21 protein-coding genes are annotated in these 21,804 nt (G+C 66.7%); 16 read left to right on the forward strand and 5 right to left on the reverse strand.

All coding sequences use genetic code 11. The annotated features are described in order from the left end of the window. The first annotated feature begins 30 nt into the window (after positions 1–30). A complete protein-coding gene (locus AC4ELH_RS15740; protein ID WP_448445677.1) occupies positions 31–2,058 on the forward strand; it encodes an SDR family oxidoreductase in 2,028 nt (675 codons plus the stop codon). A gap of 1 nt (position 2,059) precedes the next feature. On the opposite strand, the gene AC4ELH_RS15745 is transcribed toward AC4ELH_RS15740, so the two are convergent. After that, on the reverse strand, positions 2,060–2,707 hold the full coding sequence (locus tag AC4ELH_RS15745) for a TetR/AcrR family transcriptional regulator (protein WP_448445678.1): 648 nt from the start codon (positions 2,705–2,707) through the stop codon (positions 2,060–2,062). A gap of 51 nt (positions 2,708–2,758) precedes the next feature. Here AC4ELH_RS15745 and AC4ELH_RS15750 point away from each other — a divergent pair, with 51 nt between their 5' ends. The 3 genes from AC4ELH_RS15750 (at position 2,759) to AC4ELH_RS15760 (ending at position 4,967) form a co-directional block, all read left to right on the forward strand. Continuing rightward, positions 2,759–3,508, forward strand: a complete 750-nt coding sequence (locus AC4ELH_RS15750) for an SDR family NAD(P)-dependent oxidoreductase (protein WP_498885303.1) — start codon at positions 2,759–2,761, stop codon at positions 3,506–3,508. A gap of 16 nt (positions 3,509–3,524) precedes the next feature. After that, positions 3,525–3,842 (forward strand): SMR family transporter, encoded by a 318-nt coding sequence (locus tag AC4ELH_RS15755; protein ID WP_448445682.1) that lies wholly within the window; start codon positions 3,525–3,527, stop codon positions 3,840–3,842. A 90-nt stretch (positions 3,843–3,932) separates the two neighbouring features. Beyond that, entirely contained in the window at positions 3,933–4,967 is a 1,035-nt protein-coding gene (locus AC4ELH_RS15760) for a nucleoside hydrolase (protein WP_448446041.1), read from the forward strand. Positions 4,968–4,974: 7 nt separating this feature from the next. Here AC4ELH_RS15760 and AC4ELH_RS15765 read toward each other — a convergent pair whose 3' ends face one another. Further along, positions 4,975–6,561 (reverse strand): DNA polymerase Y family protein, encoded by a 1,587-nt coding sequence (locus AC4ELH_RS15765; RefSeq protein WP_498885305.1) that lies wholly within the window; start codon positions 6,559–6,561, stop codon positions 4,975–4,977. Positions 6,562–6,564: 3 nt separating this feature from the next. After that, complete coding sequence (gene imuA', locus AC4ELH_RS15770; protein ID WP_498885307.1) at positions 6,565–7,272, reverse strand: DnaE2-dependent mutagenesis accessory factor ImuA'; 708 nt, start codon at positions 7,270–7,272, stop codon at positions 6,565–6,567. Between the two features lie 294 nt (positions 7,273–7,566). On the opposite strand from imuA', the gene AC4ELH_RS15775 reads away from it, so the two are divergent. The 7 genes from AC4ELH_RS15775 (at position 7,567) to AC4ELH_RS15805 (ending at position 14,210) form a co-directional block, all read left to right on the forward strand. Further along, complete coding sequence (locus AC4ELH_RS15775) at positions 7,567–7,881, forward strand: hypothetical protein (RefSeq protein ID WP_448445686.1); 315 nt, start codon at positions 7,567–7,569, stop codon at positions 7,879–7,881. A 253-nt stretch (positions 7,882–8,134) separates the two neighbouring features. After that, positions 8,135–8,416 carry a hypothetical protein gene (locus AC4ELH_RS15780; protein WP_064960820.1) on the forward strand — a complete coding sequence of 94 codons (282 nt, stop codon included), beginning with the start codon at positions 8,135–8,137 and terminating at the stop codon, positions 8,414–8,416. Between the two features lie 40 nt (positions 8,417–8,456). Further along, positions 8,457–10,070 (forward strand): S53 family peptidase, encoded by a 1,614-nt coding sequence (locus AC4ELH_RS15785; RefSeq protein ID WP_448445689.1) that lies wholly within the window; start codon positions 8,457–8,459, stop codon positions 10,068–10,070. After that, positions 10,067–11,275 carry a zinc ribbon domain-containing protein gene (locus AC4ELH_RS15790; RefSeq protein ID WP_448445691.1) on the forward strand — a complete coding sequence of 403 codons (1,209 nt, stop codon included), beginning with the start codon at positions 10,067–10,069 and terminating at the stop codon, positions 11,273–11,275. The genes AC4ELH_RS15785 and AC4ELH_RS15790 overlap by 4 nt, the downstream gene beginning before the upstream one ends. Next, positions 11,272–11,991 (forward strand): hypothetical protein, encoded by a 720-nt coding sequence (locus AC4ELH_RS15795; RefSeq protein WP_082941484.1) that lies wholly within the window; start codon positions 11,272–11,274, stop codon positions 11,989–11,991. Before AC4ELH_RS15790 ends, AC4ELH_RS15795 begins: the two co-directional genes overlap by 4 nt. A 127-nt stretch (positions 11,992–12,118) precedes the next feature. Continuing rightward, on the forward strand, positions 12,119–12,403 hold the full coding sequence (locus tag AC4ELH_RS15800; RefSeq protein ID WP_082941483.1) for a hypothetical protein: 285 nt from the start codon (positions 12,119–12,121) through the stop codon (positions 12,401–12,403). A gap of 55 nt (positions 12,404–12,458) precedes the next feature. Then, positions 12,459–14,210: a zinc ribbon domain-containing protein gene (locus AC4ELH_RS15805; RefSeq protein WP_498885311.1), complete on the forward strand. Its 1,752-nt coding sequence runs from the start codon at positions 12,459–12,461 to the stop codon at positions 14,208–14,210. On the opposite strand, the gene guaA is transcribed toward AC4ELH_RS15805, so the two are convergent. After that, positions 14,211–15,764, reverse strand: a complete 1,554-nt coding sequence (gene guaA, locus AC4ELH_RS15810; protein ID WP_135359318.1) for a glutamine-hydrolyzing GMP synthase — start codon at positions 15,762–15,764, stop codon at positions 14,211–14,213. It abuts the gene before it with no gap. A 113-nt stretch (positions 15,765–15,877) separates the two neighbouring features. Here guaA and AC4ELH_RS15815 point away from each other — a divergent pair, with 113 nt between their 5' ends. The 5 genes from AC4ELH_RS15815 (at position 15,878) to AC4ELH_RS15835 (ending at position 21,157) form a co-directional block, all read left to right on the forward strand. Beyond that, positions 15,878–16,132 carry a DUF7683 domain-containing protein gene (locus AC4ELH_RS15815; RefSeq protein WP_131812744.1) on the forward strand — a complete coding sequence of 85 codons (255 nt, stop codon included), beginning with the start codon at positions 15,878–15,880 and terminating at the stop codon, positions 16,130–16,132. Continuing rightward, positions 16,129–16,380 carry a DUF7683 domain-containing protein gene (locus tag AC4ELH_RS15820; RefSeq protein WP_498885312.1) on the forward strand — a complete coding sequence of 84 codons (252 nt, stop codon included), beginning with the start codon at positions 16,129–16,131 and terminating at the stop codon, positions 16,378–16,380. The genes AC4ELH_RS15815 and AC4ELH_RS15820 overlap by 4 nt, the downstream gene beginning before the upstream one ends. Positions 16,381–16,488: 108 nt before the next feature. Next, positions 16,489–17,223 (forward strand): beta-phosphoglucomutase family hydrolase, encoded by a 735-nt coding sequence (locus AC4ELH_RS15825; RefSeq protein ID WP_498886179.1) that lies wholly within the window; start codon positions 16,489–16,491, stop codon positions 17,221–17,223. Positions 17,224–17,230: 7 nt separating this feature from the next. Continuing rightward, positions 17,231–19,588, forward strand: coding sequence for a glycoside hydrolase family 65 protein (locus AC4ELH_RS15830; protein WP_463793358.1), 2,358 nt, complete (start codon positions 17,231–17,233; stop codon positions 19,586–19,588). A 114-nt stretch (positions 19,589–19,702) separates the two neighbouring features. After that, a complete protein-coding gene (locus tag AC4ELH_RS15835) occupies positions 19,703–21,157 on the forward strand; it encodes a catalase (protein WP_064878387.1) in 1,455 nt (484 codons plus the stop codon). Here the strand turns inward: AC4ELH_RS15835 and AC4ELH_RS15840 are convergent, their stop codons facing one another. Further along, the gene (locus AC4ELH_RS15840; RefSeq protein ID WP_448445700.1) at positions 21,158–21,739 is read right to left on the reverse strand and encodes a TetR/AcrR family transcriptional regulator; all 582 of its coding nucleotides are present in this window, start codon (positions 21,737–21,739) and stop codon (positions 21,158–21,160) included. It lies immediately after the preceding gene. Positions 21,740–21,804 lie beyond the last annotated feature (65 nt).

Raw genomic sequence — 21,804 nt, forward strand, 5'->3', positions numbered from 1 at the left:
TTTGCCCGATCTAAGGCCACGATGGCTCGCATGCGTTATGTCGTTACCGGCGGTACCGGGTTTATTGGCCGCCGAGTGATCAGCCGGATTCTGTCCCGTGAACCCGACGCCGAGGTGTGGGTGCTGGTGCGCCGCGAGTCGCTGACGCGGTTCGAGCGGCTGGCCGAACACTGGGACGAGCGGGTGAAACCGCTGGTCGGCGACCTGACAGTGGCCGATCTGGGGCTATCCGACGCCGATATCGCCGAACTCGGCGACGTCTCGCATGTGGTGCACTGCGCGGCGATCTACGACATGACGGTCGGCGAAGCCGAACAGCGGGCGGCCAACGTGGAGGGCACCCGCGCGGTGATCGGGCTGACCCGTCGCCTCGACGCCACGTTGCACCACGTGTCCTCGATCGCGGTGGCGGGAAACCACCGGGGCGTGTTCACCGAGGACGATTTCGACGTCGCCCAGGACCTGCCGACGCCATATCACCAGACCAAATTCGAGGCAGAACTGCTGGTGCGGTCGACGCCAGGCCTGCGCTACCGGGTGTACCGCCCGGCCGTTGTGGTCGGCGATTCCCAAACCGGCGAGATGGACAAGATCGACGGCCCGTATTACTTCTTCGGCGTGCTGGCCCGGCTGGCGGCGCTTCCGAAGTTCACGCCGATGATGCTGCCCGACTCGGGCCGGACCAATGTGGTGCCGGTGGACTTCGTCGTTGAAGCGATGGTCGCGCTGATGCATACCGACGGCAAGGACGGTGAGGCGTTCCACCTGACCGCACCCGAGACCATCGGGCTGCGCGACATCTACCGTGGCGTGGCCGCCGAGGCCGGGCTGCCGCCGCTGCGCGGCTCGCTGCCGCGGGCGACCGCGGCACCCGTGTTGCGGGCGCGGGGCCGGGTCAAGGCGGTGCGCAACATCGTCGCCACCCAGCTGGGCATTCCGGGTGACGTGCTCGACGTGGCGGAGTTACGGCCGACCTTCACCGCGGACAACGCCACCGCTGCGCTGCGCGGCACCGGGATCTCCGTGCCCGAATTCTCTTCGTACGCACCGAAACTATGGCGGTACTGGGCTGAACACCTCGATCCCGACCGGGCCCGTCGCGATGATCCGGCCGGCCCCCTGGTCGGCAAGCACGTCATCATCACCGGAGCCTCCAGCGGCATCGGCCGAGCCTCGGCGATCGCGGTGGCCGAACGCGGTGCCTGCGTCTTCGCCCTGGCCCGCAGCGGTGAGGCACTCGACGACCTGGTCGCCGAGATTCGCGCAGCGGGCGGGCAGGCTTACGCATTCACCTGTGACGTCACCGATTCCGCGTCGGTCGAGCACACCGTCAAGGACATCCTCGGCCGGTTCGGCCACGTCGACTATCTGGTGAACAACGCCGGCCGGTCGATCCGCCGCTCGGTGACCAACTCGACGGACCGGTTGCACGATTACGAGCGGGTGATGGCGGTCAACTACTTCGGTTCGGTGCGCATGGTGCTGGCGCTGCTGCCGCACTGGCGAGAACGCCGGTTCGGCCATGTGGTCAACGTGTCCAGCGCCGGCGTGCAGGCCAACACCCCGAAGTACAGCGCCTACCTGCCATCCAAGGCGGCGCTCGACGCCTTCTCCGAGGTGGTCGGCACCGAAACCCTCTCGGATCACATCACCTTCACCAATATCCATATGCCGCTGGTGAAGACGCCGATGATCGCGCCGTCGCGCAAGCTCAATCCGGTGCCGCCGATCTCGGCCGAGCATGCCGCTGCCATGGTGGTGCGCGGCCTGGTGGACAAGCCGGCCCGGATCGACACCCCGCTGGGTACCGTCGCCGATTTCGGTAACTACCTGACCCCGAAACTGTCTCGTCGCGTCCTGCACCAGCTGTATCTGGGCTACCCGGACTCGGCGGCCGCGCGCGGCGAGGCCGGTGAGAGCCCTCAGTCGCAGGCGGTCGAACTGACGCAGCGGCGGCCGAAGCGGCCGGTCCGCAGCGCCCGAAGCCTGCGGGTCCCGCGTACGGTGGCCCGCCCGGTGAAGCGGGCGGTCCGGCTGGTGCCGGGCGTGCACTGGTAAGTCACGGCGTACCAAACCTTTTCGCGCCGGCATTCCCGACCGCGCCGTCCCAGGCCAGCATTGCCAGGTCCACGGCCGCATCCATGCCGGCCCGGGATGTGCCGTCCCTCGCCTGGATGGACAGCCCGTGAAGCACGGTGATCAGGAACGACGCGAGCCGCTGCGGATCCACATCAGCGGGTAGCTCGCCGTCGGCCACGGCCGCCCGGATCCGGGCCTGCAACTGCGCGCGATCTTCGTCCCGGTAGCGCTTGAGCAGGTCGCGCAAGGTCTCGGTCTCGGTCGAATACGCGATCCCCGCGAGCACGATCAGGCAGCCGGGTGGACTGTCAGGGTCGGCGTACTGGCGCACACTGTCGCGCAACATGGCCTCGACCGCGTCCCGAATCGGAACCGGACGTCGCAGCGCCATCATGAGCGGCGAACGTTCCGGGGCACCGTAATACGCGACCACCTCGCGGAACAGGTCCTCCTTGGAGCCGAAGGTCGCATACAGGCTCGGCGCGTTGAGCCCCATCGCGCCGGTCAGGTCACTCACCCGGGTGCCTTCGTAGCCACGCTCCCAGAACACGTCCATTGCTGCCTGCAGCGCGGTGTCACGGTCGAACGCACGTGGCCGGCCGCGGCGGGCAGCGGGTTGACGGGGCATGCCAACAGTCTATATTTGTAGTATCCATTACAAAATTGATTGGAGCCAGGTATGGTGGCGTTGAAGGCGTTGACATCCAAGGCCGCACTCGTCACCGGCGGCAGCCGCGGAATCGGTGCGGCAATCGCGCGCCGCCTCGCAGCCGAAGGCGCCGACGTGGCCTTCACCTACCATTCATCGCCCGAGCGGGCGGCCGAAGTGGTCGACGCGATCACCGGCGTCGGCGCGAAAGCCCTTGCCCTGCAGATCGACAGCGCTGCACCCGACGCAGCACGGCGCGCGGTCGACGCCGTCGTCGAGACGTTCGGCCGGCTGGACATCCTGGTGAACAACGCCGGAGTTTTCCCCAACGGTCCGCTGGAGACAGTGACAGCCACCGACATCGACCAGGCGATCGATCTGCACATCCGCGCGCCCTTCCTGTTCAGTCAGGCCGCGGCGACAGCCATGAGCGAAGGCGGCCGGATCATCACGATCGGTAGCAATCTCGCCGACCGCACCCCCTTTCCCGGGGTGACGCTGTACTCGACGACCAAGGCCGCCGTCGGCGCGCTCGCCCGAGGACTGGCCCGCGATCTCGGGCCCCGTGGAATCACCGCCAACGTGGTGCAGCCAGGCAATACCGACACCGAGATGAATCCGGCCGACAGCACAGAAGCTCTCGCCGATCTACCGAACATTCCACTGGGACGCTTCGCTCAGGCCGGCGAAATCGCCGGCGCTGTCGCCTACCTCGCCGGTCCGGATGCGCAGTACGTGAACGGCGCAACCCTGACCGTCGACGGCGGCTACAACGCCTGACCCCGTGGAGACAAAGATGTCGTGGGCATTGCTGGTCTTCGCCGGCCTGCTGGAGATCGTGTGGGCACTGGCTATCAAGCAGTCGGATGGGTTCACCCGGTTGTGGTGGAGTGTGGTGTGCGTCGTGGCTGCGGTGGCCAGCTTCGTGATTCTCGCCATGGTGGTCAGACACCTGCCCGTCGGCACCGCGTACGCGGTCTGGGCAGGCATCGGCGCGGTCGGTGTCACCATCGCGGGAGTGGTGATGTTCAGCGATGCGTTGACGCCCTTGCGAATGACGTTCATCGCGATGATCGTGGTTGGCCTTGTCGGACTGCGGTTCGTCGAGTCGTGAGCCGATACGCCATGGCGTTGGCATATCGTTGACGCCGTGACGCCACCGCCGCCGAGCGGCGAATCAACCGAGCCGCCGAGCAGCGAATCGATGCTGCCCGTGTTCGCCGACGTCGACACCGGCGTCGACGACGCCATGGCGCTGGCGTATCTGCTGGCCAGCCCGGAAGCCGAGCTGGTCGGTATCGCCTCGACCGCGGGAAATGTTCCGGTACAACAGGTCTGCGCCAACAACCTCGGCCTGCTGGAGCTGTGCGGGGTGACCGGAGTACCGGTCTCCAAGGGAGCCGAACAGCCGTTGAGCGCTCCGCTGCGGACAGCCGAGGACACCCACGGGCCGCAGGGCCTGGGATATGCGGAGCTGCCGGCCGGCGACCGGCTGCTCACCGCCCACGACGCCGCCGAGGCCTGGGCGCGGGCCGCGCGCGCCTACCCCGGTGAGCTGATCGGGCTGGCCACCGGCCCATTGACCAACCTGGCGCTGGCCATGCGCGCCGAACCCACCCTGCCCAAGCTGCTGCGCCGGCTGGTGATCATGGGTGGGGCATTCGATTACCGGGGCAACACCACACCCGTGTCGGAATGGAACATCAGCGTAGACCCCGAATCCGCAGCCGAGGTGTTCAGCGGTTGGAACGCCGCCTGGGGTCTCGACGAAGCCACCCATGTTCCAATCGTGCTGGGCCTCAACCTCACCGAGAACATCGCGATGACACCCGCGCTGCTGAACCGGCTGGCTTCCGCAGCTGGGTCACCGTCGACGCCGATGAGCGTGCTCGACGAGCGGGGCACCCGATCGAGCGCCGACAACCCGTTGATCCGGGCCCTCGAGGACGCCATGCGGTTCTACTTCGAATTCCACTTCGACACCGGTGACGGGTACCTGGCGCACCTGCACGATCCGCTGGCCGCCGCGGTCGCCCTGGATCCAGAACTGGTGAGCTACCGGGAAACCACCGTCGACGTGGAGCTGAGCGGCACCCTGACCCGCGGCATGACTGTGGCCGACTGGCGGGGACACTGGGGCCGTCCACCGAATGCGCTGATCGGTACCGAGGTAGACCCCACAGCATTCTTCGACCGGTTCATCAGCCGGGTCGGGGCTTTCGCACAACGCCTGAGCTGATCAGCCCTCATTCATAGGCGCCCTCCAGATACCACCGACGCTGCCGATAACACAGCAGCAGTGCGAGATCGTCCCCTTCCCTGCCTCCAGAGCCCAGCAGCACCTGGACCCGCGCCGTCCGTCCGGCCCCTCGGTTCTCCGGATCCCACCACCGCTCGTCGACCGGCCATGGCCCGGCCCACCAGCGCAGCCTGCCGTCACGGCGGCCGGCACCGGCCAGCTGCGCAGGATCTGCCGAAAACAATCCGCGATTGGTGACTCGCACCAGATTTCCTTGTCCATCAAGCAATTCCACCGGATCATCCAGCAGCACGGTCGGTGAGGGCTCGGGCAACTGGCCAGGCCAGGGCTGGCGTGGATCGGCTCGCGGTACCGGTTCGTCCCCCAACGGCGTGAGGGTGATGCGCTCGGCAGGCCCGCGCCCGCCGCTGAGCACCGGAACCTGCACCGCTTCCGGACCGAGCAGCCCCTGAACCCGCAGCAGCGCCCGCCGGGCCCGCAGCCGATCCTCCTCCCCCAGCCCGCCCCACAGCGGCAATTGCAGCGCCGCCGCCGACACCACCTCCACCGGGCGCAGGCGCAGCACCGTGACCGGGCCGGTGGGCCGCTCGGAGGTGCGACGGTTCAGCCAGCCGTCCAGCTGCCAACGCACCCGGTCGGCGGTGGCATCCTCGGTCAAGGGTTCGGCACACCGCCAGACCCGTTCCAGCTCTTCACCGTTGGCGGTGATGGCGTGGATGGCCAAGCGGGTACAACCCACCCCGGCTGCCTCCAGATGCCGATGCAGATCACTGGCGAGGGACCGTCCCGCAAAAGCCGCGGCGTCCACTCTTTCGATCGGCGGGTCACAGTTCATCACCGCATCGAGTTCGGTGGCCGGATCCCGCCCGGAGGGGCCACGGTCGGGCTCTCCGCAGGCGAACCGGTGCGCCGTCACCGCGTCGGCCCCGAACCGGGAGGCGACGTCGGTGCGGGACAACTCGGCGAACTGCCCTAGGGTCCGGATACCCATCCGCCACAACAGATCTGCCAGCTCTTCGCGCCCTGGGGCAGCCAGGGCCGGTTCAGTGGACAGTTGCCGGATCGACAGGCCGGACAGAAACCGCGCGTCGTTCCCGGGTTCGACGATGCAACCAGCCCGGGCGGCGAAGACCGCGGTGGAAAGTTGGTCGGCGATACCGACCTGGCATTCGGCCCCCGCCGCGGCGACAGCATCGATCAACCGTTCGGCCGCAACCGGTTCGGACCCGAAGTACCGCGCCGCGCCACGCACCGAGAGCACCAGCAGTCCCGGACGCAGCACCTCGGCGCGCGGCACCAGATCATCGACGGCGAGCGTCACGTTCTCGAAATGGCGGGCGTCTCTGGCCGGGTCCGCAGTGACGACGTGCAGTTGTGGGCACCGGGCCTGCGCCTCACGCCGACGCAGCCTGCGCCGGACCCCGGCCGCACGTGCCGACGCCGAGCAGGCGATCACTCGGTTGGCCAGAGTGACCGCGACCGGCACCGTCGAAGCCAGACCCGCTGCCGTCGCCGCGGCCACCGCCGGCCAGTCCATACACCAGAGGGCAAGCACCCTGGAATCAGCTGGCACGAGCTATCCGCCTGCCGCACAAGCCGATCCGACGCCCCGCCCCCTGGCTCGCATGGCCAGCCGGACCCGGCTGATCCGGCCGCGCCCAGGTGTCGGAGCGTCCTGGCCCGCACCGGCCACCTCATAACCGCACACCCGGGCCTCCAGCCGTGCCGATGCGCCCTGCCAGTCACCGTCGGTGACCAGCAGCGTGCAGCCTTTCTGCCGGGCCCGCGCCACCATCACCCTGGCCCGACTCGGAGGCACCGAACGCCCACCCAACCCGAGCACCACCAGATCCATCCCGTCCATCAGCACCGAGGCCACCTCGACCGGGTCGGCACCCGGATCGGGGATCACCGCGAGCCGGCTCAGATCGGCGCCCATCTCCACCGCGGCCAACAGGCCGACATCGGGCTGGCCGATGATCACCGCATGCCCACCCCCGGATGTCACAGCCGCCACCATGCCCAGCGTCAGCGACCGGGCACCCGCAGCCACCGCGACAGACCCGCGAGGCAGCATCGTCGGTAAGCCCTCAGGCAACGCCTCAACCAGGGTTTCAGGCGGCTCCAGCAAAGATTCGGGAGCCGGTACCATCGCTTCGGACCGGGGCGCGCCGCGATGCACCGGACCGACCTTCCCCGATACCGAGGCAATCTTGCGACGGAGGTGTTCTACCTGCTCAGAGCGGGTAAGCAGGCGTAAATCAAGCCCAGCCGCAACAGTCACAACAACACCTCCCGCACCATCTGTATCCAATCATTTTCGAATGTATGTTCGATGGCTCGAGTAAACACCTACCCCCCGACAGCGTCAAGCCGCGCCCACCGGCGACCGCCCCGGGAAGGCGGGGCCGGCCGGGACCGTTCTGCGGCTGTGCCGACTCTGAGTTAGAGTTCGCCCCACCAGCACCCGCTTCGGGATGGGACTGGGCCGCCATTTGCGTTGCAGGTAGCGGGAATCCGCAGCGATTCGCCGAAGGCAAGTATCTGTAACAGCACGGGGGACAGTGAGGACAGCATCATGAAGTCTGGGCAGTTGACTCGTCGGCTCACCGTCATCGCAGGCGGTGCGGCAGTCATCGGGATGATCTCGTTCACCGCGGCATGCGGTACCGAAGAGCAGAAGGGCCCCGAGACCACCACGCCGACCACAACCACCACGACAACCACCACCACGACCACCACCCCGGCCACCCCGGCCACTCCTGCCCCGCCGCCAACGGTCGAGCCGACCGAGAAGTCGATCAACCCCACCGGCGGCAACCTCTTCACCCCCGGCGTGAAGGCACCGGCGGCACCGACCGCCATCCCCGGCAACAGGTCGAACTCCGGGTAGAACGCGGTTCCGGCGGCTTGCCGGGCCCTGGCGCCACATGCCCGGCAAGCAACGTCGTCCCGTCACACCCCGATCGGCAGTGCCTGCAGCAAATGGCTCTGCGACCACGCGGACCTTAAGTTAGAGTTCGGTTCACCAGCACCCGCTTCGGGATGGGACTGGCCACCACTTTGCGTTGCAGGTAGTGGGAATCCACCAGGATTGGCCGAAGGCAAGTATCTGTAACAGCACGGGGGACAGTGAGGACAGCATCATGAAGTCTGGGCAGTTGACTCGTCGGCTCACCGTCATCGCAGGCGGTGCGGCAGTCATCGGGATGATCTCGTTCACCGCGGCATGCGGTACCGAAGAGCAGAAGGGCCCCGAGACCACCACGCCGACCACAACCACCACCACAACCACCACCCCGGCCACTCCTGCCCCGCCGCCAACGGTCGAGCCGACCGAGAAGTCGATCAACCCCACCGGCGGCAACCTCTTCACCCCCGGCGTGAAGGCACCGCCGGCACCGACCGCCATCCCCGGCGACAACTAAACGCGGAGCGCAGAGAGTCGGTCGTTCGCCGATGGCCGGGATGAACATCACCCCCGGGCGGGTGGTGCTGGCGCTGATCGTGTTCAGCACCCTGCTGGTCTCCGACCTGCGGGCTACACCCCCACCGGACGGATCGGCGTACGGACCCACCCACATCACGGGTCCGTACGCCCAACTACTTTCCGCCTCAACCGATCTCGGCCCAGCCGGGAGTGGTTCGGCGCAGCTCACCATGACGCTGCACAGCGCCCACCGACCGGCTGCGCTGCTCGGGTGGGCCGAGGAGCATTCACTGTCGATCCGGTGGCGGCCCGGTGATTCCTGGGCCATTGCCGAAGGCCGATCCGCCGACCTGGCAACCGCTTTCGGCGTGGACATCCATGACTATCGGGGCCGGCGCGGGCAGGAGTTCTATGCCTCACCACAACAGCCGTCCGTACCCGAACGGCTGTCCGGAGAGGTCACCGAAGTCGGTCGCATCCTGGGCTACACGCCCTACCGGATGTCGCTGCCGGACCTGCGGAACCTGCCGACCGATGTTCCGGATCAGGGGTTGACGCCGCAGGGGGTGCTCAACACCTACAACCTGGGCAACCTGACGAAACAGGGATTCACCGGCAAGGGCACCACCATCGTGTTCTTCGCGTTCGACGGTTTCGATCAGGCTGACCTGGACACCTTCGCCACCACCTTCGACCTGCCCGAGTTCACGCCGATCGTGGTCGGCGGGCAACCGAGTGCCCCGCACGGCGAGACCACCATGGATCTGCAGCTCGCCCACGCCATCGCCCCGGATGCGCAGAAGGTCGTCGTCAACGCCCGGCCGACAGTCCAGGGCGACGGCGCCTACGAGAAGATCGGGAAGATGCTGGAATCCGCCGACCAGCAGTTTCCCGGTGCTATCTGGAGCTTCTCGATCGGCTGGGGCTGTGACAAGCTGATCACCGCCGCCGATCTCGCCCCGGTCCGCTCCGCCCTGGCCACCGCACACACCCACGGCACCACGGCATTCGATGCCAGCGGAGACCTGGCCGGCCTGGAATGCAAAGGCGGACAAGACTGGTCATCCGCACCCAGTGAGGACGACATCGGCCTGGACTCGGTGGCCTCCCTGCCGGAGATGACCGATGTCGGAGGCACGACACTGTCCACCGACGCCCACGGCGGCTGGCTGGCCGAGCAGGCCTGGTTCGACGTCCCGCTGTCGCAAGGCACCGGCGGTGGCGTCTCGGCCATCTTCGACCGCCCCGAGTGGCAACGCAACGTATCCGCTCCCGGCGACAACAGCGCCGGGCGGCGGCTCACCCCGGATGTGGCCGCAGTGGCCGATCCCTTCACCGGCGTGAAAATCGTTCTGAACAACCAGGTTCTGGTCGGGGGCGGCACATCGCAGTCCGCACCGCTGTGGGCCGGGATGGCCGCGGTGATGAACCAGTACCTGATCGCCAACGGCGGGCGGGCACTCGGCGACCTCAACCCGCTGTTGTACAAGATCGCCTCGGGCGCCCCGCTGCCGGCCTTCCGCGACGTCGATCTCGGCGGCAACGCGGTGGCCACCGCCTCACCCGGCTACGACCTGGTGACCGGACTGGGGTCACCCGATGTGGAGAACCTCGCCAAGAACATCCTTGTCCTGCAGAAGGCGCACCGATGACCGATACACCCGACGACACCGACGTGCCGACCACCGAGTGCCGGGTCTGCAAAGTCGATGTACCCGACGGCAAGTACTGCGGGCTGTGCGGGGTTCCGATCGACAAGGAACAAGGTGACGGCCCCGAATGGTTGCGCCTCAGCGCATCCTGCGTGGCTCCTGATGAACACCTGTTGCGGCCGTCGATCGCCAGCTCACTGTTCCCTCACCTGTCTCACCAGTCCCGCACCCCCTTCCGCATCGCGATGCTGGTCCTGCTGGCAGGTCTGGTGACCTGCGCCGCGCTGAGGTTGCCCGCGGCCCTGATCGCGGTGGCCGCACTCGGACTCCCGCTGCTGTTCCTGATCTATCTCTACGAGTCCGACGCCTTCCGCGACCTGCACCGTGTCAACCTGGTGGTGACCATCGTGCTGGGAATCGCGTTGGGAATCGGCTGGGTGCTTCTCACCGGCCACATGATGGCCAAGTCCTACGGCGTCCCGCTCGGAAGCGGTGTGACCGCATTCCGGATCATGCGCAACGGCTTGGGAATTCCGCTGGGCGGAGCATTCCTGATGCTGGTACCCGCTGTCGTGGTCCGCCTGACCAACCGGTCGAGCCGGGAATCGTTGGACGGCTTTATGATCGGCGCCCTCGGCGCCACTGCCTTCACTGCAGCCACCACGCTCACCCGCCTGGCACCACAACTCACCACCGGCATGGTGGCGCGAAACCGCCCGATCTCCGGTCTGATCATCGAGGCCGGAATCCGCGGGGTAGCCATGCCTTTGACCGCAGCAGCCATCGGTGGCCTGATCGGCGCGGCCCTGTGGTTCACCCGCCCCGCCACCAAGGTCGACAAACACGTCGGCTATGTGCGGCTGGTGATGTTCTCCTGCGCGTTCGCGGTGCTGATCGTCTACTGCGCACTGGGTCTGATCGATGTGGCGCGGGTTCCGCAATGGGTCCAGTTGGCGGTGCACCTCACGGTTTCGGTGCTGGCGTTGTTGGCGTTGCGGGTCGGTCTGCATCTGGCGCTGCTGCACGAAGCCCAAGACGAGATCGCCTCCGATCAGCCCATCTTCTGCGCCCGCTGCGGCCATATCGTGCCCGACATGTCGTTCTGCCCGCACTGCGGTGCGGCCACCCACGCATCGTCGCGCACGTCCAGAGAACAGCGTCGTGAGCACCGGCCGGTGCGTGACCCGGGATCCGATGCCGGGTGAGCACATTCTTTCCCGGATATGCGGTGCCCATTTCCACGGGCAGAACCCGGGCCATTCGCCGCACCTCCGCCCTGAAAGTTGTGGCGACCCTGACCGCCGGAATCGCCCTCGTTGCCGGGGTACTGGCCTGGGTGTCACATGCGACGAGTGAGCCACCGGCTCGCTATATGTGCCCACCCGACTGCGGGTCGCCCCCGACCGGGCAGGCGGTGGCGATCAATCCGGTGTTCACCGCGCCCGACGGCAGCTTCTCGGTTTCCTACCCCGTGGCCTCCTCGGCATACACGGTCACCACCAACACGACCGGTGTCACCGCGGAGTTCAAAGCCGGTGACGGCGGCATGCTGCAGTTGTTCAGCGAGCCGGCAACCGGACGTAGCGCCGAGGAAATCGCCAACTCTCTGGTGAAGAAGACATATCCGGATACCAAGACCGCCTACAGCATCCCCAACGCCATGGTGGGTTACCACCCCGGATTCGGCCTGGTCGCCGACTGCTGGCCGCAGGGCGCGACGAGTAACTACATGCGGATGCGGGTGCTGGTGTTGGTCGCGGTGAAGGACGACCTCGCGCTCGTCGCGTCGGCCGTCGGACCGTATCGAGAATTCGGCCCCGGCTCGGGGGCCAGTAAACCGTCGGGCGCCAACCTACAGTTGGCGCTGGACATGGGGAAATACGTCAACAGTTTCCGATGGCGCGGAGATCCCGACCGCTGATCGCCTGCCGTCCGGCCGGAAACACGGAATTGACGCCCACGCCGGAACGCACTGGGTTAGAGTTTGCTGGCAGGCCCGTTTCGCGGGCTGTATCTGTTTCGTCCGCGGGGGACAGTGAGGACTAATCATGAGGTCACGTCGATCAACTCGTCGCCTCGCAGCTGCCGCTGCCTCCGCCGCGATCATCGGAATGATCGGGCTCAGCGCTTGCGGTACCGGCGAGAAGGCACCAGAGACCACGACGCCGTCCACCACAACGACGACGACCACGACGCCGTCAGCGCCGCCGCCGACTGAGCCCACCGAGAAGAAGGTCACCCCCGGGGGCGCCAACAGCTTCACGCCCACCCACGTAGAACCCGTGGCGCCGCCCACCGGGCGTCACGGCATCGGCAGCCCTCATAGGCAATAGCGCCGGAACCGGCTCAGAGGAGCCGGAGCCCACCATCGAATGGCGGGTATGCCGGGTGTGCCGCACCGAAGTACCGGCCGGCACATTCTGCGGAGCGTGCGGCACCTACCTGAACCCGCGGCGCCAGGGAGCCGGGTGGTTACGGCCAGGGGCGTACTGCGCCGGCCGCGAGCACCTGCTGCGGCCGTCGGTGGTCAGCTCGCTGTTCCCGGCACTACCGCACCGTTCGCGGCTGCCCTACCGGCTTGGGATAGCAGCACTGGCGGTGGCGGTGCTCGCCTGCACACTGCTACGGATACCCGCCGCGATCACTGCCCTGGCCGCTTTCGGTTTGCCACTGCTGTTCGTCACACATCTTCGTGAATCCACTGTCTTCCAAAAACTTCCGTTACGGACTCTGCTGCAGACCGGCGTCCTGGGTGCCGGACTGGGCGCAGCCTGGACACTGCTGACCGGAACCGCGGTGGCGCGCGAGTATGACATGCCGATGGGCGTCGACGTGCCGGAGTTCCGGATCATGCGCGACGGCCTCGGTGTCCCACTCGGCGCGCTGGTGCTCATGCTCATCCCGGTGGTGGTCATCCGCCTGCTTGGACCGCGCACCCGAGAATCGTTGGCCGGCTTTGCGATCGGAGCCATCGGAGCGCTCAGTTTCACTGCGGCAGCCACATTGGGCCGATTGGCTCCACAATTCGATGACGGGCTGGTGGACCGCGACCGACCCTTGAGCGGACTACTGGTCCACGCCGGCATACAGGCAGTCGCGGTCCCGTTGACCGCCGCGGCCGCCGGGGCTCTCATCGGTGTGGCCCTGTGGTTCATTCCGGACAAGGCCAACGCCTGGCGCCCCAAACACTTGCGCGCAGCCTGGGCGGTAACGGTCGCCGCCGTCCCGGTCTTGTACGCGATCCTCGGCCTCGTCGACGTCGCGCCGGCACCCGAGATCGCGGTCCTGGTAGTGCATTTGGTCGTGATGGCCTTGGCCATGCTCGCGTTGCGGATCGGTCTGCAGATCGCCCTGCGGTACGAAGCGCACGGGACCGTCCACACCAACGAATCGCTGCAGTGCCCGCAATGCGAGCACACCGTTCCCGACATGGCGTTCTGTCTCAATTGTGGAGCGGCGATCCGCGCATTACAGCGGGCCGCACCCCGTGCCGGCCGCCCGCTGCTGGGAGCATGGGCTACCAGCGTCGTGCTGTTGACGGCCGCGCTGGTCGTGGTGTCGGCGGTGGTCAGCCCTGCTCCCGCACGCTACCGGTGTCCACCGGACTGCGGACGTCCCCCGACCAGCGATCCGGTGGCGACGAATCCCCGCTTCACCGCACCGGACGGCGCTTTCTCGGTGTCCTACCCCGCATCCGGAGCCGCCTACCGCACCACCACCGCCGACGACGGGGTGACGGCAGACTTTCTCGCCGGCGACGGCGGCACGATGCAACTGATCGGCAAGCCCGCACATGGACGGACACCCAAGGAGGTCGCCGAGGAATTGGTCGAGGGCACCTACCCCGACACCGAGATCGACTACGAGATTCCGAATGCCATGGTCGGGTATCAACCGGGATACGGCATGGTGGTCGACAGTTGGCCGCAGAATGCCACCGGCGACTACATGCGGATGCGGGTCGTCATTATGGCTGCGGTCAAGAACGACCTGGCACTGATCGCCATCGCGACGGGCCCGTACCACGCCTACAGCCCCGATTTCGGACCCGGGGTTCCGTCCGGCGCCAATTTGGATCTCGCTCAGGACATGGGCAAGTACGTCAACAGTTTTCGTTGGCGTGGTGACCCGGCGCGCTGATCACTCCCACTCGATGGTGCCCGGTGGCTTGCTGGTGACATCCAGCACCACCCGGTTGACCTCGGGCACCTCGTTGGTGATCCGGGTCGAGATCCGTTCCAGCACTTCGTAAGGAACGCGGGTCCAGTCCGCCGTCATGGCGTCCTCGCTGGAGACCGGGCGCAGCACGATCGGGTGACCGTAGGTACGTCCGTCGCCCTGCACGCCGACCGAACGCACGTCCGCCAACAGCACCACCGGGCACTGCCAGATCTGTTGATCCAGGCCGGCGGCGGTGAGCTCCTCACGGGCGATCGCGTCGGCACGACGCAGGGTGTCCAACCGGTCGGCGGTCACCTCGCCGACGATGCGGATGCCCAGTCCCGGACCCGGGAAGGGTTGGCGGGCAACGATTTCCTCGGGCAGGCCGAGTTCACGCCCCACCGCGCGCACCTCGTCCTTGAACAGCAACCGCAGCGGCTCGACGAGCTTGAACTTCAGGTCGTCGGGCAGGCCACCGACGTTGTGGTGGCTCTTGATGTTGGCGGTGCCGGTACCGCCACCGGATTCCACGACATCGGGGTACAACGTGCCCTGCACCAGGTATTCGATGTCCGCCTCGCTGAGGGTGTCGCGCACCGCGCCCTCGAACGCCCGGATGAACTCGCGGCCGATGATCTTGCGCTTGCCCTCGGGGTTCGTCACCCCGGTCAGCGCCTCAAGGAAGCGGTCGGCGACGTCGACGGTCACCAGCTTGGCACCGGTCGCGGCGACGAAATCGCGCTGCACCTGGGCCCGCTCCCCCGCGCGCAGCAGACCATGGTCGACGAACACGCACGTCAACCGGTCGCCGATGGCGCGCTGCACCAGCGCGGCGGCCACCGCGGAGTCGACACCCCCGGACAATCCGCAGATGGCCTGGCCGTCACCGATCTGAGCGCGCACCGCCTCGATCAGCTGCTCGGCGATGTTGGCGGCGGTCCACGTCGCACCGATGCCGGCGAACTCGTGCAGGAACCGGCTCAACACCTGTTGTCCGTGGGGGGAATGGAGCACCTCGGGGTGGTACTGCACACCGGCCAGGCGGCGGGCCCGGTTCTCGAAGCCCGCGACGGGGGCGCCGGCGCTGGAGGCGATCACCTCGAACCCATCCGGCGCGGCGGTCACCGCGTCGCCGTGGCTCATCCACACCGGCTGGGTACCCGGCAGGTCGGCATGCAGATCGCCACCGGCGACGTTCAGCTCGGTACGCCCATATTCGCTGGTCCCGGTGTGTTCCACGGTGCCACCGAGGGCCTGGGCCATGGCCTGGAAGCCATAGCAGATGCCGAACACAGGTACGTCGAGATCGAACAGAGCAGGGTCCAGACGTGGAGCGCCCTCGGCGTACACACTGGCCGGGCCGCCCGACAGCACGATGGCCTGTGGGTCCTTGGCCTTGATCTCCTCGACCGTGGCGGTGTGCGGGATGACCTCGGAAAACACCCGCGCCTCACGGACTCGGCGAGCGATCAGCTGTGCGTACTGAGCGCCGAAGTCGACGACGAGGACAGGACGGGGAGATGCAGATGTCACCGCAACAGTCTAGTGGGCAGGTCAGCGCGTGCTTGAGGTGCCGGAATTCTTGGTAGAACGGACCCAGCGAACAAAGGTCCGCAGCGGCGGCCAATGTGCACGAGGAGGCGCCGATGCAGCTGCAGTGGGTTCTTGAAGGTTTCCATCCCGAAACCGAAGAATTGGTGCAGGAGTACCCGCTTCCGCGCGTGGATGCGGATGCCATACGCCGAATCCTGAACGTGCCCAACGGCATTCCGATCGAGCCATTCGACTTCGACGTACCGGACATCGATGCCGCTCGCGCGCTGGCCGAATTCACCGACGAACCCGTCATGATCGAACCGGCGATCAATTACCAATTGGGTTGCTACCGCGCGGAGCCATGACCATGTGGCAGGTGGAAGGGTATGACCGAAATACCGAGGAACTGGTTTGTGCATATTCTCTTCCGCACCTCGCTACCTCGGATGTCCGCCGAATATTGCGCGTGTGGGACGAGGAACCGCTGGAACCGTTCTTGTTCGATGTGAATCAGGCCCATATTTTCGACGCGCTTGCTGAATTCAGCGATGTTGCGGTCGCAATGGATCCCGCGCGCAGCTACTACCTCGCCTTCTCTGAAGTTCAGAGCTAGCGGGTTCACACGGCAGGTGTCATAAGTCACCCCCAAGCCGTGTTTGAACCCACCGTCAGCGTGGTGATTACGCATGATGGAGAAGACGTCGGCGAAAGCGAGGACGCTGTGCTGGGCATGCCCGAGCAGATCACTGCCTGCCTGTTCGATCTCGATGGTGTGCTCACCGACACCGCGAGCGTGCACAAGAAGGCCTGGAAGGCCATGTTCGACGACTTTCTGCGCACGCGGGCCGCGCGTACCGGGGACGAGTTCGTCGCCTTCGACATCGACGCCGACTACCTGAACTACGTCGACGGCAAGCGCCGTGAGGACGGCGTCCGGTCGTTTCTCGCCAGCCGCGGAATCCAACTGCCCGAGGGCAACCCGGACGACCCGGCAGATGCCGACACGATCGAGGGCCTCGGCAATCGCAAGAACGCAATGTTCCACCAGACCCTGAAGAAGGACGGGGTCGAGGTATTCGACGGGTCACGCCGTTACCTGCAGGCGGTGGCGGATGCGGGCCTGCGCCGCGCGGTGGTGTCGTCGAGCGCCAACACCGAGGAGGTACTCAAGATCACCGGATTGGACACATTCATCGAGCAGCGGGTGGACGGGGTGACCATGCGCGACGAAAACCTGCCGGGCAAGCCGGCACCGGACAGCTTTCTGCGTGCCGCCGAGCTACTCGGTGTCTCCCCCGCGCAGGCCGCGGTATTCGAGGACGCGCTGGCCGGAGTGGCAGCGGGGCGGGCCGGAAAGTTCGGATTCGTCGTGGGCGTGGACCGGGTGGGTCAGGCCGCGCAGTTGCGTCGCGACGGCGCCGACACCGTCGTCACCGACCTGGCGGAGTTGATGTAGCCCGATGATGATCACCCATGACGCGTACCCGGTCGAACCGTGGCAGGTGCGCGAAACCCGTTTGGATCTCAATCTGTTGGCTCAATCCGAATCACTGTTCGCCCTGTCGAACGGTCATATCGGCCTGCGCGGCAATCTCGATGAAGGCGAGCCGTTCGGTTTGCCCGGCACCTACCTGGCCGGCTTCTTCGAGGTGCGTCCGCTGCCCTACGCCGAAGCCGGATTCGGCTACCCCGAGGCGGGGCAGACGGTCGTCGACGTCACCAACGGCAAGGTCATGCGGCTGCTGGTCGACGACGAACCCTTCGACGTGCGCTACGGCGATCTGCTGGACCACGAGCGCACGCTGGATCTGCGCGCAGGCACTCTGACCCGTCGCGCCCACTGGCGGTCACCGGCCGGAAAACAGGTCAAGGTGGTTTCCACCCGACTCGTGTCGTTCTCGCACCGCGGAGTTGCAGCCATCGAATACATCGTCGAGGCGGTCGACGAATTCGTCCGCGTGACACTCCAATCCGAACTCGTCACCAACGAAGACCAACCGGAGACATCCGACGATCCCCGGGTCTCGGCAGTACTCAAACATCCACTGCACGCCGTGCACCACGAGAACACCGACCACGGTGCGCTGCTGGTGCATCGTACGACCGGCAGCGGCTTGATGATGGCGGCCGCCATGGACCACGACGTCGATGTCCCCGGCCGCGTCGAGGTCAGCACCGAAACCTGGGACGATCTGGCTCGCACCACCGTCATCTGCGGGCTGCGGCCCGGCCAGAAGCTGCGCATCGTCAAATACCTCGCCTACGGATGGTCGAGCCTGCGGTCACGCCCCGCACTGCGCGATCAGGCCGCGGCCGCCATCACCGGTGCGCGCTACAGCGGCTGGCAGGGGCTGCTCGACTCGCAGCGCGCTTATCTCGACGAGTTCTGGGACTGCGCCGACGTCGAGGTCGAGGGAGATCCGGATTGCCAGCAGGCGGTGCGGTTCGGTTTGTTCCACGTGTTGCAGGCCAGTGCCCGCGCCGAGCGGCGCGCGATCGCGGGTAAGGGATTGACCGGCACGGGTTATGACGGCCATGCGTTCTGGGACACCGAAGGTTTCGTGCTGCCGGTGCTGACGTACACCAAACCTCAGGCCGCCGCCGACGCGCTGCGGTGGCGGGCCTCGACGCTGGATCTGGCCCGGGAACGCGCGGCGCTCCTCGATCTGGACGGCGCCAGTTTCCCGTGGCGAACGATCCGCGGCGAGGAATGCTCGGCCTATTGGCCGGCAGGCACTGCCGCATGGCACATCAACGCCGATATCGCCGCGGCGTTCGAACGCTATCGCGTTGTGACCGGCGATGATTCGCTGGAACAAGAGTGCGGTCTCGAGGTGCTGGTGGATACCGCCCGGCTGTGGATGTCGTTGGGACACCATGACCGGCACGGGGTCTGGCACCTGGACGGGGTGACCGGACCGGACGAATACACCGCGGTGGTGCGCGACAACGTGTTCACCAACCTGATGGCCGCACACAACTTGAGGGTGGCGGCCGCGGCGTGCATGCGTCATCCGGATCTGTCCAATTCGATGGGCGTGACCACCGAGGAGACCGCGGCCTGGCGGGACGCCGCCGACGCCGTCCACCTCCCCTACGACGAAGAGCTGGGTGTGCACCAGCAGTGCCAGGGCTTCACCACGCTGGCCGAATGGGATTTCACCGCCAACACCACCTACCCGCTGTTGATGAACGAGCCGTACGTCCGGCTATACCCCGCCCAGGTCCTCAAGCAGGCAGATCTGGTGCTGGCCATGCAATGGCAGAGCCACGCCTTCACCCCGGAACAGAAGGCCCGCAACGTCGACTACTACGAGCGGCGCACCACCAGGGACTCGTCACTGTCGGCATGCACCCAGGCAGTGATGTGCGCGGAGGTCGGCCACCTCGACCTGGCCCACGACTACACCTATGAGGCCGCCTTGATCGACCTGCGGGATCTACACCGGAACACCCGAGACGGCCTGCACATGGCGTCGCTCGCCGGTGCCTGGACGGCACTGGTGGCGGGATTCGGCGGACTGCGTGACGACGAGGGCGCCCTCTCGCTCGACCCACACCTGCCCGATGGCATCTCGTGCCTGCGGTTCCGATTGCGGTGGAAGGATTTTCGGGTAACGGTCGACGCGCATCACGACACCGTCACCTACACGTTGCGCGACGGTCCGGACGGGTCGCTGACCATCCGTCATGCCGGTGATGAGGTACACCTGAGCACCCGCGAGCCGACCACCGTCAAAGTCCGTCCCAGGCATCCGCTGCTGCCGCCCCCGCCGCAGCCGGCCGGGCGTGAACCGGTACGTCGCCGCACGGGTCAGTAGAAACCGACCCGACCGGTTTGAGATCTGTAGGTCGGGGTACTCGGCTGTCGTCAGTCTCGGCAGTCGTATCGCCGTGCGCGGCGGGCGGCGCCGAACAGCGAAAGGAGCGACGGGGTGACCGGTACCCAGCCCAAGCCGACAACCACCGACGCCGGAATCCCGGTGTACAGCGACGAACATTCGTTGACGATCGGCCCGGACGGGCCGATCCTGCTGCAGGATCACTACCTGATCGAGCAGATGGCGATGTTCAACCGGGAGCGCATCCCGGAGCGCCAGCCGCACGCGAAGGGCGGCGGCGCATTCGGTCACTTCGAGGTGACCAGCGACGTCAGCGCCTACACCAAGGCCGCGGTGTTCCAACCCGGCGTCAAAACCGAGACCCTGACCCGGTTTTCGACCGTGGCCGGTGAGCGTGGCAGCCCCGACACGTGGCGCGATCCTCGCGGCTTCGCCACCAAGTTCTACACGACCGACGGCAACTTCGACATGGTCGGCAACAACACCCCGGTGTTCTTCATGCGCGACCCGTTGAAGTTCCAGCACTTCATCCGATCCCAGAAGCGGCGCGCGGCCAACAACCTGCGCGACCACGACATGCAATGGGACTTCTGGACGTTGTCCCCGGAATCGGCGCATCAGGTGACGTGGTTGATGGGCGATCGCGGTATCCCCCGCGACTGGCGCCATATGAACGGATACTCCAGCCACACGTACAGCTGGGTCAATGCCGCCGGGGAGATCTTCTGGGTGAAGTACCACTTCAAGACCGACCAGGGCGTCGAGTTCCTCACCCAGGAAGAGGGTGACGAGATGGCCGGCATCGACGGGGATGCCCACCAGCGGGATCTCTACTCGGCGATCGAGCGCGGCGAGTTCCCGACGTGGTCGCTGAAGGTCCAGATCATGCCGTTCGAGGAGGCCAAGGACTATCGCTTCAACCCGTTCGACCTGACCAAGGTCTGGCCGCACGGCGACTATCCGCTCATCGACGTCGGCACCCTGCGACTGGACCGCAACGTCGAGGACTACCACACCGAGATCGAGCAGGCCGCCTTCGAACCCAACAACCGCGTGCCCGGTACCGGCCTGAGTCCGGACAAGATGCTGCTGGCCCGCGACTTCTCCTATGCCGATGCGCACCGTCACCGGCTCGGCAGCAATTACAAGCAGATCCCGGTCAATGCCCCGAAGGTCGAGGTGAACAGCTACTCGAAAGACGGGGCCATGCGGATGAAGAATGCAACCGACCCGGTCTACGCGCCGAACTCGTACGGCGGCCCGCAGGCCGACCCGGCCCGTACCGGTGAATCGCTGTGGCGTGCCGACGGCGAGATGATCCGCGCCGCCTACACGCTGCACGCCGAGGATGACGATTGGGGCCAGGCCGGGACGATGGTGCGCGACGTGCTCGACGACGCGGCGCGTGCCCGGCTGGTGTCCAATATCGCCGGGCACCTGTCGAAGGGGGTCTCCGAGCACGTGTTGGAGCGTGCCTTCGAGTACTGGAAGAACGTCGACAAGCAGCTCGGCGAGAAGGTCGAATCCTCGGTCCGCAACGGCGGCTGACTACTTCGCGGCGGCGCCGGGTTCGAGGATCCGTGCGACCTCGGCGCCGACCGCGTCGCGTACCTCGTCGTCGCCGATCGGATCCAGGCCGGCCGACGACCGCAGGAACGGTTCGAAGAACCGCCAACCCAGTTGCAGGGCAACGGCATTGGCGACCGCAAGCCGTCCACTGCGCTCGTCTTCGAACCGAGGCAGGACTTGCCCGAGCAGCCTCGTGACACCCGGAAACCGGGTCTGTAGCCGGCCGATCGGGTAACCGTCGAGCAGCGCCCGCGCCATCACGCGCATGTGCAGGTCCATGTTCTGCTCGATCTCGTCAGCCGGGCCGCCGTCGTCCAACAGAGTGGTGAGCCGCCCGCCGAGGTGATCGAGGACCGCGCCGACCAGCTGCTCCTTGGTGCCGAAATGCCGATAGATCAGCCCGTGATTGACCTTGGACCGCGACGCGACGTCCCGGATCGACGTGGCCGACACCCCGCGCTCGGCGAACAGTTCGGCCGCCGCCGACAGCGCGGCCGCCACCACCTCTTCCCGGCCCACCGGGTTCGCCGGATCTCTCGCCGGTGGCGTGGGTGTAGTCACGTGGCTACACTAGCCCACATGCAGGTGTAGTCACTTGACTACAGTTGTTCCACCAGCGAAAAGGA

The sequence above is a fragment of the Mycobacterium shunyiense genome (assembly GCF_058270075.1).

What these genes read in the sequence shown, in the direction of transcription:
- AC4ELH_RS15815 (WP_131812744.1), top strand. Translation starts at nt 15,878, where the DNA reads ATGCAGCTGCAGTGGGTTCTTGAAGGTTTCCATCCCGAAACCGAAGAA.
- AC4ELH_RS15785 (WP_448445689.1), top strand. Translation starts at nt 8,457, where the DNA reads ATGAACATCACCCCCGGGCGGGTGGTGCTGGCGCTGATCGTGTTCAGC.
- AC4ELH_RS15830 (WP_463793358.1), top strand. Translation starts at nt 17,231, where the DNA reads ATGATCACCCATGACGCGTACCCGGTCGAACCGTGGCAGGTGCGCGAA.
- AC4ELH_RS15745 (WP_448445678.1), bottom strand. Translation starts at nt 2,707, where the DNA reads ATGCCCCGTCAACCCGCTGCCCGCCGCGGCCGGCCACGTGCGTTCGAC.
- AC4ELH_RS15820 (WP_498885312.1), top strand. Translation starts at nt 16,129, where the DNA reads ATGACCATGTGGCAGGTGGAAGGGTATGACCGAAATACCGAGGAACTG.
- AC4ELH_RS15740 (WP_448445677.1), top strand. Translation starts at nt 31, where the DNA reads ATGCGTTATGTCGTTACCGGCGGTACCGGGTTTATTGGCCGCCGAGTG.
- AC4ELH_RS15760 (WP_448446041.1), top strand. Translation starts at nt 3,933, where the DNA reads ATGCTGCCCGTGTTCGCCGACGTCGACACCGGCGTCGACGACGCCATG.
- AC4ELH_RS15790 (WP_448445691.1), top strand. Translation starts at nt 10,067, where the DNA reads ATGACCGATACACCCGACGACACCGACGTGCCGACCACCGAGTGCCGG.
- AC4ELH_RS15755 (WP_448445682.1), top strand. Translation starts at nt 3,525, where the DNA reads ATGTCGTGGGCATTGCTGGTCTTCGCCGGCCTGCTGGAGATCGTGTGG.
- AC4ELH_RS15780 (WP_064960820.1), top strand. Translation starts at nt 8,135, where the DNA reads ATGAAGTCTGGGCAGTTGACTCGTCGGCTCACCGTCATCGCAGGCGGT.
- AC4ELH_RS15750 (WP_498885303.1), top strand. Translation starts at nt 2,759, where the DNA reads ATGGTGGCGTTGAAGGCGTTGACATCCAAGGCCGCACTCGTCACCGGC.
- AC4ELH_RS15775 (WP_448445686.1), top strand. Translation starts at nt 7,567, where the DNA reads ATGAAGTCTGGGCAGTTGACTCGTCGGCTCACCGTCATCGCAGGCGGT.
- AC4ELH_RS15800 (WP_082941483.1), top strand. Translation starts at nt 12,119, where the DNA reads ATGAGGTCACGTCGATCAACTCGTCGCCTCGCAGCTGCCGCTGCCTCC.